The 14,556-nt window shown below is 44.7% G+C and carries 12 protein-coding genes and 1 pseudogene; 10 read left to right on the forward strand and 3 right to left on the reverse strand.

The window, feature by feature from the left end:
• Positions 1 to 2: 2 nt before the first annotated feature.
• Positions 3 to 1,226, reverse strand: a complete 1,224-nt coding sequence (gene mtnK, locus MHI21_RS08480) for an S-methyl-5-thioribose kinase (protein ID WP_342419820.1) — start codon at positions 1,224 to 1,226, stop codon at positions 3 to 5.
• Between the two features lie 314 nt (positions 1,227 to 1,540).
• Here mtnK and MHI21_RS08485 point away from each other — a divergent pair, with 314 nt between their 5' ends.
• From MHI21_RS08485 to MHI21_RS08515, 7 genes are all read left to right on the forward strand, one after another.
• Positions 1,541 to 2,011 carry a Dps family protein gene (locus MHI21_RS08485; protein ID WP_069291579.1) on the forward strand — a complete coding sequence of 157 codons (471 nt, stop codon included), beginning with the start codon at positions 1,541 to 1,543 and terminating at the stop codon, positions 2,009 to 2,011.
• A gap of 446 nt (positions 2,012 to 2,457) precedes the next feature.
• The gene (gene sufC, locus MHI21_RS08490) at positions 2,458 to 3,240 is read left to right on the forward strand and encodes a Fe-S cluster assembly ATPase SufC (protein ID WP_013309552.1); all 783 of its coding nucleotides are present in this window, start codon (positions 2,458 to 2,460) and stop codon (positions 3,238 to 3,240) included.
• Between the two features lie 23 nt (positions 3,241 to 3,263).
• The gene (gene sufD, locus MHI21_RS08495) at positions 3,264 to 4,568 is read left to right on the forward strand and encodes a Fe-S cluster assembly protein SufD (RefSeq protein ID WP_165176025.1); all 1,305 of its coding nucleotides are present in this window, start codon (positions 3,264 to 3,266) and stop codon (positions 4,566 to 4,568) included.
• Positions 4,565 to 5,788, forward strand: a complete 1,224-nt coding sequence (locus tag MHI21_RS08500; protein ID WP_322157978.1) for a cysteine desulfurase — start codon at positions 4,565 to 4,567, stop codon at positions 5,786 to 5,788. Before sufD ends, MHI21_RS08500 begins: the two co-directional genes overlap by 4 nt.
• Positions 5,778 to 6,200 (forward strand): Fe-S cluster assembly sulfur transfer protein SufU, encoded by a 423-nt coding sequence (gene sufU, locus MHI21_RS08505; protein WP_235307950.1) that lies wholly within the window; start codon positions 5,778 to 5,780, stop codon positions 6,198 to 6,200. Before MHI21_RS08500 ends, sufU begins: the two co-directional genes overlap by 11 nt.
• A gap of 30 nt (positions 6,201 to 6,230) precedes the next feature.
• Positions 6,231 to 7,628, forward strand: a complete 1,398-nt coding sequence (gene sufB / locus MHI21_RS08510; protein WP_013309556.1) for a Fe-S cluster assembly protein SufB — start codon at positions 6,231 to 6,233, stop codon at positions 7,626 to 7,628.
• Positions 7,629 to 7,905: 277 nt separating this feature from the next.
• Positions 7,906 to 8,268 (forward strand): YmaF family protein, encoded by a 363-nt coding sequence (locus tag MHI21_RS08515; RefSeq protein WP_134903410.1) that lies wholly within the window; start codon positions 7,906 to 7,908, stop codon positions 8,266 to 8,268.
• Positions 8,269 to 8,593: 325 nt separating this feature from the next.
• Here the strand turns inward: MHI21_RS08515 and MHI21_RS08520 are convergent, their stop codons facing one another.
• Positions 8,594 to 9,433 (reverse strand): manganese catalase family protein, encoded by an 840-nt coding sequence (locus MHI21_RS08520; protein WP_341161863.1) that lies wholly within the window; start codon positions 9,431 to 9,433, stop codon positions 8,594 to 8,596.
• 164 nt (positions 9,434 to 9,597) lie between these two features.
• Here MHI21_RS08520 and MHI21_RS08525 point away from each other — a divergent pair.
• Positions 9,598 to 10,415 (forward strand): annotated as a pseudogene (locus MHI21_RS08525) (manganese catalase family protein).
• Positions 10,416 to 10,587: 172 nt separating this feature from the next.
• Here MHI21_RS08525 and MHI21_RS08530 read toward each other — a convergent pair.
• A complete protein-coding gene (locus tag MHI21_RS08530) occupies positions 10,588 to 11,652 on the reverse strand; it encodes an HD-GYP domain-containing protein (RefSeq protein ID WP_254325998.1) in 1,065 nt (354 codons plus the stop codon).
• Between the two features lie 319 nt (positions 11,653 to 11,971).
• Here MHI21_RS08530 and MHI21_RS08535 point away from each other — a divergent pair, with 319 nt between their 5' ends.
• Both MHI21_RS08535 and MHI21_RS08540 read left to right on the forward strand, forming a co-directional pair.
• Complete coding sequence (locus MHI21_RS08535; protein WP_342419821.1) at positions 11,972 to 13,426, forward strand: bifunctional UDP-sugar hydrolase/5'-nucleotidase; 1,455 nt, start codon at positions 11,972 to 11,974, stop codon at positions 13,424 to 13,426.
• Positions 13,380 to 14,540: an HD-GYP domain-containing protein gene (locus tag MHI21_RS08540; RefSeq protein WP_165176013.1), complete on the forward strand. Its 1,161-nt coding sequence runs from the start codon at positions 13,380 to 13,382 to the stop codon at positions 14,538 to 14,540. Before MHI21_RS08535 ends, MHI21_RS08540 begins: the two co-directional genes overlap by 47 nt.
• Positions 14,541 to 14,556 lie beyond the last annotated feature (16 nt).

Consider the following 14,556-nt stretch of genomic DNA (forward strand, 5'->3'; position numbering starts at 1 on the left):
CATTAAGCTCCTTTAGTTTGGGCAGCTGTTGCTGTCCGAACAATGTCTCCCAGTTCCCGAATCGAATGAAGCTTGCGATTGCGAAGAACCAAGGATTTACCGATAGATAACGCCAGACGTTCCGCAGCTTCCTTGATAGCAGGATCGGCAATGGTGTCGATATCTGCCACATGCGACAGGCTGATGATACGGCGAATCACTTTGCACCCTGCAAAACCAATCGTATCTTGCAGTACTTTCTGGAGATACAAGTCCTGATATCCAGCTGTACGTGCCATATGGTCGGTGACATGCTCGTCCCACAGTTTACGGAACCTAAGCTCAAACTGCTCCCATACCTGAATGGCGGTCTCCAGAACCCAGTCACGTCTTTTCTTTAGAGCTTTCTCGCCAGAGGTCCATCCGGGTTGTGCTGCGTAGTTCAACAGCAGATTGGCGATCACCGCTCCGATATCAAAGCCCATAGGGCCGTAGTAGGCAAATTCAGGGTCAATGACTTTAGTCGATTCGGTCGTTACGAAAATGCTGCCAGTATGAAGGTCACCGTGCAGAAGCGCTTCGGTTCGTGTCAAAAACTTTTCTCGCAGCAAAGCCACTTCCAAGTGAAGCACTTGATCTGTACGTAGTGCCTCTGCTTCGTCTTCGATGTAGGCACCATAGTTGTTATTATCTGAGAACCGATACGGTTCATCCAGAATCAGATCTTCAGTTATTTTGCAGAGATCTGGGTTGATAAAGCGTTTAACCAAATCTTTTTTATCCTGCTGATTCATGCCCAAATCTGAGGTGAAGAAGAGCGTGCGTGCCAGAAACTCCCCAATATGATTAGCGAAATATGGATAGGTGTTTCCTTCTATTAGTCCCTTGCGCATGATGGTGTGTGATCTAAGATCCTCCATCACGGTCAACGCAAGCTCATCGTCATACGCCAGTACCGCAGGAACCAATTCGGGGCAAATGTGGTGTTCCTGCTGAAGTGCCTCACGTTCAATACGGGCACGATCCAGTGAAAGCGGCCAGGATTCACCCACAATTTTTACATAGGGAAGTGCCTGCTTGGCAATGATACTCTTGTTAGATTCAGAATCTGTAATATGAAAAACCAGATTTAAGTTACCATCACCGATTTCTCGGCATTCCAGACGGGCTTCCTGACTAAAAAATCCGGGGATGTTCTTCACGAATTCGATTGCTTCTTCAGTCGTTAAAGGATGATATTGGGACAACGAAGTCACCTCCATAAAATGTGCGCATGTAAATAGTTTGAAAAATATCACAATATTAAACCAAGTATTTTGATAGGATAGAGAAAGTATAACGAAAAACATTGAAGTTTTGTACATTTTTTTTATGGGGATTGAAAGAGGATGAAAGGAGTACTCTTCTTTTTGTTTCGACTCCGTATAGTAAGGGTAAATATGAAACAGACGTCCGGCAGGTGATATTAGGATGCCCGCTGGCGTCTTACCGTCAGCAATGACGGTGATGGATACGTAAACGTTCCTGAAAATCAATTTGATGAAAAAGGAAGGGATTTATGATGGCTAAAACAACAAGTAACTCGAAAAATACGCAAACCAAATCGGTGGAGGAACTTTTAAACCGTCAAGTTGCTAACCTCAATGTGTTATATGTAAAAATTCATAACTATCACTGGTATGTGAAAGGCTCCAGTTTTTACACACTCCATGTTAAATTTGAAGAGTTATACAATGAAGTGACATTGAAAATGGATGAGATCGCCGAGCGTTTGCTCGCGTTGAAAGGTTCTCCTTCCGCAACGTTGAAGGAATACCTGGAGCTGTCGTCGATTCAGGAAGCAAACGGCAACGAAGATGCTCCCAAGATGGTACAAACCTTGATCGAGGATTTTGCAACTGTATGCGAGGAGTTTCAGGAAGGTATCGAACTGGCGGAAAGTAATTCCGACCAGCCAACTGCAGATTTGCTGATTGGTTATAAAGCGGATCTGGAGAAACATATGTGGATGCTTCGCTCTTATTTGGGCTAATTGGCCGAATTTCGCTCCATCACTCAATGCCTAGTTCGGTGAATTTAATTCCACTGTCATGGTGATGGGGTTACGCTCTGAAATAAACTCTCTACATGTAAAACGCTACTGACGTCATGCTGTCAGTAGCGTTTTTATGGCTAAAAAGAGATCATTCACCTCATGTTTTTAGTACAAATTTATAATAATATGGCCATTCGTAGGATATATTTTGCCATTTGTGTGCCTGGTAGGATGAACATTTTATGAAGAAAGTTGGATAACGTGTGTCTGTTGGTTGCACCCTCCAAGATATTTATTATAAAATAACTTGAGAATCATTGAGAATCAGTTTAGAATGATTATAAATAAATTTTTAAATATTACTTGAAATCAGGGGGCTCCCCTGTTTAAATATACTTTCTGATTTCGACACCACACTACATTTTTTGGAGGGTATTGCGAATATGGCTACAAACTTTAAGATTGAAGGTCTCAAGGCGACCATTGAAGGCAAGGAAATTTTGAAAGGTATTAACCTCGAAATGAAGGGCGGAGAAATCCATGCCATCATGGGTCCTAACGGTACAGGTAAAAGTACACTCGCGTCTGCTTTGATGGGTCATCCTAAATATGAAGTCACAGATGGCAAAGTAACTTTGGATGGAGAAGACGTGCTGGATATGGAAGTGGATGAGCGTGCACGTGCAGGATTGTTCTTGGCGATGCAGTATCCGAGTGAAATTGCAGGGGTAACGAACTCCGACTTTTTGCGTAGTGCGATCAACGCACGCCGTGAAGAAGGACAAGAAATCTCCCTGATTAAGTTTATCCGTCAAATGGAAAGCAAAATGAAAGAGCTCGAAATGAATCCTGAGTTTGCACACCGTTACCTGAACGAAGGCTTCTCTGGTGGTGAGAAAAAACGGAATGAAATTTTGCAAATGATGATGATTGATCCGAAAATTGTCATTCTTGATGAAATCGACTCCGGTCTGGATATCGATGCTTTGAGAATCGTGGCTAGCGGTGTCAACGCTATGCGTTCCGAGGAGCGTGGCTTCCTTATCATTACTCACTATCAACGTCTGTTAAACTACGTTAAACCAGATTATGTACATGTGATGATGCAAGGACGTATCGTTAAATCCGGTGGTCCTGAGCTTGCTGAGCGTCTGGAAGCAGACGGTTACGACTGGATCAAGGAAGAGCTTGGTATCGTTGATGAAACTGTAGGACAAGAGGCGTAAGCCGGAAGCGAGGAGGAAAACTAATGACTACACAAACAATCCTTCCGGTAGATTCCGAGCAACTGCGTGTTCTGTCCGAACGTAACGGCGAACCATCTTGGCTGGCCGAAGACAGACAAAAAGCACTTGAGCTTGCAGGCAAACTGGAGCTTCCGGTATTTGAAAAAACAAAAATCGAACGTTGGAAATTAAACGATTACGGTCAACATAAACAGAGCGAGGTCATTGCATCGATAGGGCAGGTTCCTGCAGCCATTGCTGATCTGGTCAAAGAGCAACAGGAGGGCGGTCTGATTATTCAGCGCAACTCCGGCGCGGTATATGTGAAGCTGAGCGAGGAATTGGCGGCGCAAGGCGTCATTTTCACGGATTTACAAACAGCGGTTAAAGAGCATGCTGATTTGGTTAAAGCTCATCTGAACACAGTTATTAAGGCTGAAGAAAATTCATTGTCTGCATTGCATGCAGCACTCTGGAACGGTGGAGTATTTGCTTATGTGCCTAAAAATGTAGAGTTGAACGTTCCGCTTCAAGCTGTATTCCTGACGGACGATGCGACTGCAACATTTGCACCGCATGTGCTGCTCATTGTTGAAAGCCACAGTTCCGTGACTTACGTAGACAACTATGTATCTGCGGATTTGGCGGCACCTGTTCTTCATAACGGTGCGGTAGAAGTTGTTGCAAATGCAGGAGCTAAAGTACGTTATGCGACAGTTCATCAGTTTGGGGAGCAAGTAACGGATATTTCGATTCGTCGTGCCACGTTGGGAAATGACGCAGCTATCGAATGGATTGTGGGCGAAATGAACAACGGTAATACAGCAAGCAATACCATGTCCGTGCTCAAAGGCAATGGCTCCAATTCGGATGCCAAGATCATTGCTGTAGGTTCTGGCTCACAAAAGCTGAACTATACGACACAAGCACAGCATTTTGGTAAAAATTCCGCCAGTCAGATGATTACGCGCGCAGTAATGCGTGAAGAAGCCTCTTCCATCATTAACGGAATTACAAAAATTGAAAAAGGTGCTACCAAAGCAGACGGTCAGCAAACAGAACGTGTTCTGATGCTCAGCCCGAAAGCGCGTGGTGACGCTAACCCGATCCTGCTGATTGATGAAGATGATGTAACGGCAGGTCACGCAGCATCGGTTGGTCAGGTAAACCGTGAACAAGTGTATTACTTGATGTCCCGCGGGATTAGCCGTGCAGAAGCTGAACGTCTGATTATTTATGGCTTCTTGGCACCTGTCGTATCTGAAATTCCGCTTGAAGGACTTCAACATCAGCTGCAAAGCCTTGTTGAAAGGAAGTTAGGCCAATGAATACTGCATTGATCCGTGAACAGTTCCCGATTTTACATCAGGAGATTAACGGTCATCCGCTGGTTTATTTGGATAATGCGGCCACTTCGCAAAAACCGCTGGCGGTCATCGAGGCGATCAAGCACTACTACGAATATGATAATTCAAATGTTCACCGTGGTGTGCATACCTTGGGTAGCCGCGCAACGGATGCTTATGAAGGTGCGCGGGAGAAGGTAGCCCGCTTTCTGAATGCAAAGCGCAGTCAGGAAATTATTTTTACAAGAGGAACAACAACGGCGCTGAATCTGGTCGCTTCTTCCTATGGCAGGGCTAATTGCCAGGCAGGTGATGAAATTGTCATCACACAAATGGAGCATCACAGTAACCTGATTCCGTGGCAACAGGTAGCCAAAGCCACAGGCGCGACTTTGAAATATATTCCACTTCAAGAGGATGGTAGCGTTGATCTTGCTGATGTGGAAAATACCATTACAGAGAACACTAAAATTGTAGCGATTGCGCATGTCTCCAATGTGCTTGGTGTTGTGAACCCTGTCAAAGAGATTGCAGCTATTGCGCATCGCAAAGGCGCAGTCATCGTTATAGACGGTGCACAAAGCACACCACATATGAAAGTAGACGTGCAAGACATCGACGCTGACTTTTATGCCTTTTCGGGTCACAAAATGTGTGCTCCTACTGGGATCGGAGCACTGTACGGCAAGAAGGCGCTGTTGGAAAACATGGAGCCGATTGAGTTCGGCGGTGAAATGATCGACGATGTGGGATTGTATGAATCCACATGGAAGGAGCTGCCTTGGAAATTCGAAGGTGGAACCCCGATTATTGCCGGAGCGGTTGGCTTGGGAGCTGCCATTGATTTTCTGGAAAGCATCGGACTGGATGCCATTGCGCAGCATGAAAGCCGTCTGGTAGACTATGCTCTCAAACGTCTCCGTGAAGTGGAGGGGTTGACGATATACGGACCGGCTGAACGTCATGTCGGGCTCGTAACATTCAACCTGGATGATGTGCATCCGCATGATGTAGCTACTGTACTGGATAGCAAAGGGGTGGCTGTACGTGCAGGCCATCATTGCTGCCAGCCATTGATGCGCTGGTTGAAAGCCAGTGCGACTGCACGTGCCAGCTTTTACCTCTATAACACGGAAGAGGAAGTCGACGCTTTGGTCAGCGCCTTAATCCAAACAAAGGAGTATTTTGGCGATGCAACTTGATGACTTGTACCGACGCGTGATTATGGATCATTATAAAAATCCGCGCAATCGTGGACGTTTTGAGGAAGATGCCGTTACGGTGGATTTGAATAATCCTACGTGTGGTGACCGGATTTCTCTTCAACTCAAAACGAAAGACGGCGTGGTCGAAGATGCCCGTTTTACTGGCGAAGGCTGCTCGATTAGTATGTCCTCAGCTTCGATGATGACAGAAGCGGTCAAAGGAAAAACGATTGATCAGGCACTGGATATGGCGAGCCGCTTCTCTTCTTTAATGAAGGGAGAAGCCGTCGAATTCGATGATTATGAAGAATTGGAAGCTTTGTCAGGCGTTAATAAGTTCCCGGCCCGCATCAAATGTGCAACACTGGCTTGGAACGCGCTGCGCAAAGGGATTGATGAAGATAAATAATTTAAATAGAACAGAGGAGGTTTGAGAAACATGGCCAAGAAAGCACCGGAAATGGAAGAGTATAAATATGGCTTTCGTGACGAGCACAAGTCCATTTTCCAAACAGGTAAGGGTCTCACTCCGGAAATTGTAAAGGAAATCTCCAAAATTAAGGATGAGCCAGAATGGATGCTGGAGTTCCGTCTGAAAGCACTGAAACAGTTTGAAAAAATGCCAATGCCAAACTGGGGCGGAGATATGGATGAACTGGATTTCAACGATATCCAGTACTATGTAAGACCTTCCGAGAAACAAGGGAAGACATGGGAAGAAGTTCCGACGGAAATTAAAGAAACCTTTGATAAATTGGGTATTCCTGAGGCGGAGCAAAAGTTTTTGGCTGGTGTATCCGCACAGTATGAATCGGAAGTTGTCTACCACAGTATGCAAAAGGAACTGGAAGATCAGGGCGTTATTTTCATGGATACCGATACGGCGTTGCGTGAGCATCCTGAGATTCTGAAAGAGTATTTTGCAACAGTTGTACCTCCTGCGGACAATAAGTTTGCAGCACTGAATAGTGCGGTATGGTCAGGCGGAAGCTTCATCTATGTACCAAAAGGTGTGAAATGTGAAGTTCCATTGCAGGCTTACTTCCGTATCAACTCGGAAAACATGGGTCAATTCGAGCGTACGCTCATTATTGCTGACGAAGACAGCTTTGTTCATTATGTAGAAGGCTGTACGGCTCCAATTTACAGCACGAACTCGCTGCATAGTGCGGTGGTGGAAATTATTTGTAAGAAGAACGCACGTGTTCGTTATACAACGATCCAGAACTGGGCACCAAACATCTATAACCTGGTAACCAAACGTGCGGTTGCTGAAGAGAATGCAACGATGGAATGGGTCGATGGTAACATCGGTTCCAAGTTGACGATGAAGTATCCAGCCGTTGTATTGAAAGGCCGTGGAGCGAAAGGTATGGTCTTGTCCATCGCTGTTGCAGGCAAAGGCCAGCATCAGGATGCAGGTGCGAAAATGATTCACTTGGCACCAGACACCACCTCCACAATTGTATCCAAGTCGATCAGTAAGCACGGCGGTAAAGTAACGTATCGCGGATTAGCTTCATTCGGTCGTCAGGCTCAAGGTGCAAAATCAAATATCAAGTGTGATACGTTGATTTTGGATAATCAATCAACTTCAGATACTATTCCTTATAATGAAATTATGAATGACGACATCACGCTTGAGCACGAAGCAACAGTTTCCAAGGTATCGGAAGATCAGCTGTTCTATCTGATGAGCCGTGGTTTGACTGAAGCAGAGGCAACGCAAATGATCGTTATGGGCTTTATTGAGCCGTTCACCAAAGAACTGCCGATGGAATATGCGGTAGAGATGAATCGTTTGATCAAGTTTGAAATGGAAGGTTCCATCGGTTAAAACGCAGTAATCCTTGGCGTGACAAGGTACTTGAGGTAATTAAAGCTGTTAGATCGGAGTCGTGCCGATTTATGCTGACTCGGATTTTCTCTAGTATAGAAGGCGAACTTTTTAAGTTCGTCTTCTTTTATTTTTTCTGTGATGCCTAAGTCCATAAGCCTTCTTTCTACTACATAAAAAAATTATGCTCAGGACTGCGGATAGTTGCCTAGCACTTATGTATGTTTGCTTAATAGGATGTTATGAGTGACATAAACATAAGGAGGCATACCAACAGATGCAGAAGAATAAAACTGGAGTGGAGAAGAAAACCCTCTCTTCTAAACAGACACAGAGGCATGTACATGAATTTGAAGGTAGTACCAAACTGGCTGAAGAAGGCGCAGACCGACATAACCACCGCTTTGCAGGTGTTACTGGGCAAGCGATTCGAGTTGGAAGAAGTCATGTCCATGAAATCGATCTTACAAAAACTGATTTCGTGAACCACTTTCATAATCTGAAAAAAATTAGAACAGGACCAGCTATTCCAGTCGGAAATGGAAAACACGTACATTTTGTTACGGGCCAAACTACATTAAATGATGGTCATGTACACCAGTTTAATTTTGCAACATTAATTCAGGCACCTCTTATTTAATGAACGGTGGTTTGACCGAAGCTGAGGTAACACAAATGATTGTTATAGACAGCTGCTCATAAAGAATGAGAGCATCGTCTTCGATTTTTCGGTGATGTGTAAATTACTCGAAATAAATCAAAAAGCTCTGCTAACCATAAATGGTCGGCAGGGCTTTTTAGTCTTACATTGATTCTGTACTTCTTGATTAATGACCGGCTATGATTTTATGCCTTATGATAAGCCGCCTTATTCGAATTTTAAGTATATATTTTTTGTTTCATTTTTATGGTCAGTGTCACCAATTAGCAATCTTTAATATTGGGACAGCTCGTCTGTTACTTGTTTATTTATCTGAAGTTTTATGGTCTAAGTCATGATGTAATTCGGTTGCTGGTATTTTGGCACTATAGATTTGTCCTTTAGCAACAGGCTTAGAGATGTATACATAGCTCCCGCTTCCATCCGGCGCACTTCCTGTTGCCCACAAACCTTCACTAGATTCTTCGCCTTCAGACAAATTCCAAAACTCATAAGCTTCAGGCTGAGACTCTTGCTCTGCTTCAGGAGGAAAAGAAGCCGGGACCACAACACCGTTTTTTTCTTCCAATTCTTGGATTGCCGCCATCCATTGATACTGGTGATAGCGGTCACGTGCTAGCATTTTCCGTAGTGTAGCTCTGACGCTTTCATCTTGTGTCATATGATATAGCCTTGCTACCTGCAATCGACCCTGACTCTCTGCGTGCAAATTGGACCGCATATCCGCTAAAAGGTTGCCACTTGCGACGATATAAGAGCCGTTCCATGGAACTCCATTTGAATTACTAGGTAATCCGCCAAGACCGCTGACCAGCAAGTGCTGCGGGTTAATTCCCCCCATAATGGCAGCTGTAACAGGGTCTTTTGCAGCTTGTTCTTGATCTTCTGGTTTAGCTCCATCAAGTAGTTGACTAATTAAAGCACACAGCATCTCTACATGCCCTACTTCTTCAGTTCCAATGTCCATTAGCATATCTTTATATTTTTCCTCACCGCGACAGTTAAACCCTTGAAACAAATATTGCATCATCACGGTCATTTCTCCAAATTGCCCCCCCAAAACTTCTTGTACCTGCCGGGCAAAAAGAGCATCAGGACGCTCAACTTTCACTTCAAACTGCAACTCTTTTTGATGTCTAAACATAACTACTCCTCCTATAGTTAAAGCAGCTTAGTGAATTCTAACTGTATTTAACCTTTTCAAGATGTAATAAAACGAGGATCAGCATAACAACAATCTGATGGGAGTCTTTACATTTAACTATCTGTTTGTTTGGTTTGTATAAAAATTATTAAAGAGGGAAGCATATGTTTGATAAGCCCGACCCTGCTGCTGCTAAAGTGATTCAAGAAGTATTAGGTGGTCGATTCGGAGAAATGCGTACCATGATGCAGTTTTTCTTTCAAAGTAATAAATTTCGTGGTAATGCTGTGCAGTATAGGGATTTGATACGGGGAGTTTTTCTAGAGGAGCTTAGTCATGTTGAACTGGTCCAACATACTATAAATCAACTTCTGACTGGCTCAGGCGCAGACCGAGCCGGCGATGCTGGAATTGATCATGCTCCTTTAGATGAGGCGATAAAACACGCAAATCCTCATCATTTTATTATGGGAGCTCAAAGTTCCTTACCTGTTGATGCAAGTGGAAATCCTTAGCTAGGTAGTTATGTTTATTCCCACGGCAATCTAATTAGTGATTTGCTTGATAATCTCGTACTCGCATCTACAGTGGTTCTGCAAAAATCCCGAATTTACGAAATGAGCTCGAACAAAACATTCCGGGAAACGTTGGCTTTTTTGATTGTGCGGGATAATGCTCATCAAAATGCGTTTGCTAAAGCTTTAGAGACACTTGGAGTTGATTGGGGAAAATTGTTCCCGGTTCCAAACTACGTATTAACAAGTATCCAGAATGCCGGAAGTATGTTGAATTGGGCTTTCACAATGCACAGTTTAATTTTCGATTGGATTCTACCCGTATTGGAGAAATATTCAATGGGCAAACTCCAAGCAGAAACGGTGGGGATTTGAGTGTAATGGATCCTCCAGAAGGTTTTCCTCTTCCGTATATGCCTGAATTGCCTAATGAACATAGCTCAGGTCTGCATGATCTTAACACTTAGGTTTAAACAAATAAGTAAGGATAGTAACTAGGTTAATGTCCGTAACATAAAAAGAGGCTGTCCTTCGTAAAGAACCTACGAATCAAGGACAGTCTCTTTTTATTCGCGTAGCCTGTGCTTCGGCAAAACATTTCGTTCTACCGAAGTAACGCCGGGAGGCAGTAGTAGCGGATCAGGATTCCAAATAAATTTCATCAATGGATACATGGCGTTCTCTAGACAAATCTACATATTCATCATCGTTAATTCTCACTAAGGGTCTGAAGTAATCAGCAGGATTGTTGAGAATAATCGTTCCTGTCTGACCTGTAGTCAGCAGAACCTGCTTATTAATGAAATTAGGAAGCATGTGTCTGATGAACACTTGGGTAGCTTCTGGGTTTAGATGTCCAAAACTCATGCTGTGCAGCTCACGTAATACGGTGAGCAACTCCTGCTTCGTCTGGTACACACGATTGGAAATCATCGCGCTATACACGTCGGCAATAGCTGTTATGCTGGCAAAAGGATGAATATCTTCCTTGAACAGTCCATGGGGATATCCACTTCCATCTTCACGCTCGTGATGCTGCAAGGCGACAATTGCAGAAATCTCATCGCTGGTTGAATTGCGAATAATATCATAGCCATATAGCGAATGTTTTTTCATCTCATGGAATTCTTCGGGTGTCAGTTTATCCGGTTTGTTCAAAATTTCATCCGGTATCATGGACTTGCCTATATCATGTAAATATCCAGCTTTACCGGCGGCATATGCTTCTTCTTCCGTATATCCAAGCCATGTGGCAATGTAATATGACAGTACGCCTACTTGGAGAGAATGATTATAGGTATAGTGATCTCCCCGTTCCATAATTAATAGCAGAGATACGACATCTTTTTGACGAGCCAGCTCTGAAACGAGAGGGCCGAACAGCTCATCCACTCGATATTCATCAAATTTTCCAGTTGAGGAGGCTTCGAGAAACATGCTTTCAAAGCCACTGATCGTCTGCTCCATGAGAGGAACGGCACGTTTGAGGGACTCGGGGGAAGCTGGGACATCGGGGGCAAAGTCAACCGGAATGCTCGCTGAACCGGCATCAATGTCGATATAATCGACACCGTGCATAATGAGTTTGGAAATATCGTCATGCTGTAGCTCGGTGCCCTGAATCATGACAGGTACACCGTGCCCATTGTATGTATCGGATTTGAGGCGATCTCCCGGCTTGGCATCGGTAACGTGTACTCTCATGCGCTAACCTCCTTATTGTCGTAAATTTGTCGAAAATACGAAACAAACTTAATATATCAAGAATTAAATGGGATGACAACGACTAATTTACTATTATTCCAAGCTGTAAAATAGGTCTCAGGAACCCGTTTCCTATCTGATACCTACAGTAGATAACGTCAATACTTTTCACTATGTTTATGATATGAGATTGCCCAGAGACTACAGCGAAGCTTAAGGACTATGTCCACTCACATGTACCATATTGCTAAATATCATGATATGCTTAAACATTAGAAGCTCCAAAGTCGATATATATAAAGTATAGAGGAGGGCGGTTATGGAGATGACGACTCGGCAAACGTTGACCATTTTGCATACCAATGATATCCATAGTCATTTTGGCAGTATGCCTTCGATAGCCGCGATGATCGATGAACGAAGAGCCGCATCACGGGATGCGCTGCTTGTGCTCGACATAGGAGACCACATGGACCGGATGGCCCCCGAAACGGAAGGAACGCTCGGTGGGGCAAATGTGGATGTGATTAATCTAACAGGATACGATGCAATTACAATCGGTAACAATGAGGGACTGACTTTTACCTCGGATATGATTGAACAGGCATATGCGGGGATTCATTGTCCGGTCGTATGCGGCAATCTGACAGAGCGTGCCACGGGGATGAGCCCTTCATGGATGAAGGAATCCCTTATCGTAGACAAAGCAGGAATCAAGGTCGGTTTACTTGGTGTGACGGCTCCTTTTGTAGAATTTTATCAATTGCTGGGTTGGGATGTGCTCAATCCGTTTGATGTGCTGGGGAAGCAGATCGCGGCACTGAGAGAGCAGGTTGATGTTTTGGTTGTGATGTCGCACCTGGGTCTACCTTCCGATAAAAAATTAGCGTCGCAGTTTCCTGAAATTGACGTTATCCTTGGAGGTCACACCCATCATGTGCTGGAAGAACCGCTTTGGATCGGAAAAACAGCTTTATGTGGGGCGGGTAAGTTCGGAACGCTGCTGGGTGAAGTGACACTAAGTCGTAACGATAGCCTCGAACCGTTTCGAGTCACGTCAGGCGGCGTAGTTCCTGTGGATCAGACACTACTGGACGAAAAAGTGGCATCGGCCATTGTGATGCATCGCAGACAAGCAGAGCGCGCCATGGAGAACACCGTTGCGGTGACGGATCGGAAACTGGAGATCGCATATGATCAGGAATCCCCTTTCGGGAATATGCTGGCACAAGCGGTGTCCCATTTTACAGGAACAGAAATTGCCCTCGTCAATGCGGGACAACTGCTCGGCCCATTACCTCAAGGGGATATCAGCAAAGGAATACTACATTCCTTATGCCCTTCGCCGATTAATGCCTGTGTTATGAAGTTGCGGGGAAGAGATATTCGGTTGGCGCTGGAGCAGTCCTTGCTGCCTGAATTTACAGACAAGCCCATGACGGGTTTTGGCTTCAGAGGCAAAGTGCTTGGCACGATGTGTGTGGAAGGCTTGGCCATTCAGTATGACCCTGGCCGTGCTCCTTATGAAAAAGTGACGGACATTCGTGTAGCGGGTCAACCTTTGGAAGAGCATGAGGAATACACAGTGGGCACGTTGGATATGTTCACTTTCAAAGCAGGTTATGAGGTGCTTGCGAACGGAACAGATCTCCGATTTATGCTTCCAGAATTTTTACGGGATATGATTGAAATGGAGTTGAAGCGTCCGGGCGCGATGGAAGAATGTTTTGCAGCTAGGTGGCTTCAGGTATCAAAACAATCGGGAGAGGATTAAGCTGCGACTGGTACCTGTTACATTATTGAGAGCCGGCATGAAGCTTGGCAAAAAAATTTACAATGAAAACGGAATGGTGCTGCTCTCGGAAGGTGTTGAGCTTACTTCGCGATTGATTGAACGTCTAGGCCAAGTCGGTATTGGATATGTATACATTGAGGATGCTGTGACTGAAGATATCGTCATTCCTGAGATGATCCATGAACAGACAAGGGCCGCGGCGCTACAGGAAATCAAAAAGCAGTTTCAAGGGTTGTCATCCTACTCCGTAGATCATAAGCACAAATATTTTGGCAAGTCATTTTATAAGGTGATGGAATCCATTCTGGACGATATTGGAGGCCGTCAGGACGCCGTCATTATGTTGATGGATATCGGGGCCGCGGATCAGGATTTGTATCATCATTCTTTGAACGTATGTTTGTATTCACTAGTACTTGGAATTTCCAATGGCTACGATAATAACCAGCTCATGGAGCTGGGGATAGGTTCACTACTGCACGATATCGGTAAAATGAAAATTTCACCTCAAGTACTCTATAAGCCAGGTAAATTGACGGATGAGGAATATGAGCATATGAAAACACACACGGTGATCGGCTACAAGCTGCTCAAAGACGAACCTGGTATTCCCTTATTGTCGGCTCATTGTGCATTACAGCACCATGAGCGTATCGACGGCAGTGGATACCCACACGGTTGGAAAAAGGACCAGATCCACGAATATGCGAAATGGATCGGTCTGGCCGACTCGTACGACGCAATGACAGCAAGTCGGATATACAAACAGGCTTTGTTGCCCTATGAAGCGATGGAAGTGCTGTACGCGGGGGCAGGAACGTTATATGAGCAGCGAATGCTGGAAGCCTTTCGTGACTGTGTAGCTATTTACCCCCTGGGACTCTCTGTGATGCTCAACACGGGGGAAGAGGGGGTCGTAGTGCGTATACATCCCAAAATCCCGCAAAGACCCGTCATTCGCATTGTAAGGGACCGGGATGGGCAGGAAGTGAAGGCACCTTATGATGTGGATTTGTCCGTATCCCTCTCGGTTATGATTACAAACACATTGGGTGCTACTGTCGCCCCTTTCGGAGGAGTACACGTAGATTAGCAGATGATGTGGAAGA

The organism is Paenibacillus sp. FSL H8-0168, assembly GCF_038592955.1.
Taxonomy (GTDB): Bacteria; Bacillota; Bacilli; order Paenibacillales; family Paenibacillaceae; genus Paenibacillus; species Paenibacillus polymyxa_B.